This window comes from Deltaproteobacteria bacterium (genome assembly GCA_011773515.1).
Classification (GTDB): Bacteria; Desulfobacterota; Deferrimicrobia; order J040; family J040; genus WVXK01.
In genome coordinates this window covers 43,044-46,239 of record WVXK01000006.1, presented here as the reverse complement: position 1 = coordinate 46,239, position 3,196 = coordinate 43,044, and the positions used below count along the sequence as shown (strand labels likewise).

Genomic DNA, 3,196 nt, shown 5'->3' with positions numbered 1-3,196 from the left:
ATCCCCGTCTTCCCCGCCGCCCTCACTGCTGAAACGGGGGGCAGGACACCGGCAAACCATGCCGGGACCGTCTCTCCACCCCCGTGCCGGTCGATGATCTCCCGGAGGAGGTAGGCCAGCAGGTACCATTCCTGCATGGGCTCCATGACGATCCGCCTGTCGGCGTTTGCCCCCGTAAGGGAGAGGTGCGGCTCCACGTGAAACCAACGGTGCCCGCCCCTGGCTCTGGCCCGGGCAAGCCCGCCTGCAAACGACACGGGGCTTATGAAGGTCTCCAGGATGTCGGCCCCCACGGTGAGGAGAAAGTCCGCGTCCTCGAACCGGTACCGGGGCACATCCCGCGTGCCGAAAAGGGCGTGGTTCGCCTCGCGTATCGCCTGGTGGGAAAAAGGCTCATATTGCGGCAGCCTCTCCACGCCGGCCTTCCGACAGAAGGCGTCGATGAGCGAAGAGAGCGTTCCGGTGGTTCTCCCCGACAGGTAGACGCTCTTTTTGCCGCTCTCGCCGGACTCCTGAAGGACCTGCGCCACGGTGGCTATTGCCTCTTCCCACGTGGCCTCCCTGAGCCTGCCGGGGCCGCTTTTGAGCATCGGCTTTTTCATCCTGTCGGGGTGATAGAGCCGGGACAGGGACGACTGGCCCCTGATGCACAGCCCCCCGTCGTTTACCGGGTGGCCGCCTGCCCCCTCGAGCTTCACCGGCCATCCCTCCCGCGCTCTCACCGTCAGGCCGCAGCCCGCGGGGCACTCGGTGCACGTGGAGGGGTAATAGGTAGCCTCTCCGGGCACGGCCCCGTCTTCGGGAGGCATGATGTAGGAAACCAGCTTTTTCGAGCGCTCCGGGGATCCGCAGGAGGAGATAAAGGTGGAGCCCGAAAGAATGCCGATCACCCGCAAAAAATCCCTTCTTTTCATGTAACGCTCCCCCTAATGATGGCAGACGGCACAGTCGATGGACGCACCCCTGTCCCGGTGGCAGGAGACGCACCACCCCATCTTCAGAGAACTCACCTTCCGTACTTTTTTCATGACGCCCACGTTCCCGTGGCAGCTGGTGCAGTCGACACCCGCCTTCACGTGCCGCTTGTGCGAGAAGTAGACATGATCGGGCAGGGCGTACACGCGGTTCCACTCGATGGGCTTTCTTTGCTCGTAGTAACCTGTAAGCTTCTGTATCTCCGGCTTTTCCGTGGCTATCTGGCTGTGGCAGCCCATGCAGGTCTCCAGATAGGGGGCTCCCGCATGGCGCGACTTCTCCACGTAGACGTGGCAGAAGTTGCAGGCAAGCCCGAGCCTTGACACGTGTATCGTGTGGGGAAACGCCACCGGCTGGTCGGGAGCCCTTTTGTGGGTGTACCAGTGGTATCCCAGCCCGCCGGCGAGCAGGACGAATATCAGGAAGTATCCCGCGATGACGATGGCAGGTAAAAGCCTCTTCATCGCCACTCCCCCGCCTGCGGCTGCCTTCTCACGATCCCCTGCCTCCCCTTCACCGCCCTGTCCTCCCCAAAAGATAAGCCACAACAGACTCTATCTCATTCTCCTCGATGGAGAGCTTCGGCATTGGCGGATAATCGGGGTCTACCTTGACCGGGTTCCGTATGAAGCTCTTCAGCTTCTCCGCGTCGCCGGCGTACTTGGGCAGCACCTCGAGAAGCGGGGGCCCCACGACCCGCGCATCGAACCGGTGGCAGCCGGAGCACAACCTCTCGAAAACGGCCTCCCCCGCCTCTACTGATTCCGTCTCCTCCACGGCGGCCTCCTCTCGAAGGGCCTCCCGCTGCTCTTTTACCTGGGCCATCTTCATCTCGAGGACGGCGCTCCTATCGAAGTAGGCGTTGCCCAGTGCCGTGCCGTCGATTGCGAGGGCACATAAAAATATCGCGAGGTAGAGAACGAATACGCTGGCCCCCGCCCCTTCTCCCGGCAAACCGGCGGGCCGCAGAAGAACGATGCAGACGGCCAGCGACAAGAGGAGGATAGCCGCGGCAATGGCGAAGACGCCCGTTGAAAGGGCCACATCGGGAAGCGTGATCAGGTCGAAGATGACGAAGGGGGCAACGGGAAGCGTGGCCGCCAGGGTGACGATCCTCCCCACCTTGCCGGCGAGCTCCCGGTCAACCGGGGCCTCCGCGTTTTCATCCGCGCTTTTGCGGGCGATGAACAAAAGCAGCGCTCCTCCCGTCAGCCCGGTGAAGATAAGCGACGTGAGGATGAGTCTCACCACCGAGCGCCAGGAAATGATCGTCGAGGGGCTGTTCTGAATGAAGGGCAGGCTCTCCGGGTTAAAGAGTATGCCCGTGGCGAAAATGATCAAAACCAGGGCAAAGAGAAGGGTCACGTGGCCGAGAGAGCCGGCCCCGGCGGAGACCAGGGGGCGGTCCAATTTGAAATTGAAGGTGGCGCGGTAAAAGAAGAGAAAGGTGAAGCCGGAGAGAAGGACCAGGCAGAGAAAGGCCCAGAATAGCCACGGCAGCGAAAGGGGTCCCGGCAGGATCTGGCCGATGATCAGGGCGAGGGGAAAGATCGGCAGGAGGCCGAGGAGAAGCATCACCTTCCCGCTGACCGTCACCGTCTCGATCAGCTCACGGGCCAGGCGCCGGTAGCCCGGGTCCTGGCGCTCCCTCCCGATAAAGTTCAAAAGGACCGACAGGGCCGATCCCGCGATGGCCATGCCCACATAGGGGAGGTGGATGAGAAGCACCAGGACCATGCAGTAGCGCAGGAGAATGAAAAACTGCGGCGACAGAGCTGTGGAGTTCTCCATAGAGCCCATCAGATCTCCCCGGGAGTTTACTGCCCTACCAGTTAACGAGCGACGCTCGGGAAATCCCTCCCGAAACCCTCACCGGGAGGGGCTTTTTATCTGAATACCGGAATTTTGAAGAGTAAAGCGACTTAAACTCTCCTTACTATAAACCAAAATCATGGCGTTTATCCAAATTTTTTCCCCGGAAAGGGCCGAAGTGGGGGCCGCCATCGCGGAACAGGGGTAAACAGCGGTCGATCAGCCGGATGGACGGAATGGTACAATATCCACTGAGGCCGGATCCCGGTCCGGGAAAAACCGGCAGAAGATGCATTGCCTTGAAGGGGTGTTTACCCCTCCGCGCGGGTTTACCGCCGGGACGGGTTCGATGAGGGCGAAAAATATCTTCGAAAAGAAAGATTTCCGTGACAGGGTGAGGGTGTTTCGT

The 3,196-nt window shown here is 61.2% G+C and carries 3 protein-coding genes; all 3 read right to left on the bottom strand.

The features are described 5' to 3' along the window. On the bottom strand, positions 1 to 914 hold a 914-nt coding region (locus tag GTN70_00900; GenBank protein ID NIO15556.1), incomplete at its 3' end, for a molybdopterin-dependent oxidoreductase. A 12-nt stretch (positions 915 to 926) separates the two neighbouring features. After that, on the bottom strand, positions 927 to 1,439 hold the full coding sequence (locus GTN70_00895; protein ID NIO15555.1) for a cytochrome C: 513 nt from the start codon (positions 1,437 to 1,439) through the stop codon (positions 927 to 929). A 49-nt stretch (positions 1,440 to 1,488) separates the two neighbouring features. Next, positions 1,489 to 2,775 (bottom strand): hypothetical protein, encoded by a 1,287-nt coding sequence (locus GTN70_00890; protein ID NIO15554.1) that lies wholly within the window; start codon positions 2,773 to 2,775, stop codon positions 1,489 to 1,491. Positions 2,776 to 3,196 lie beyond the last annotated feature (421 nt).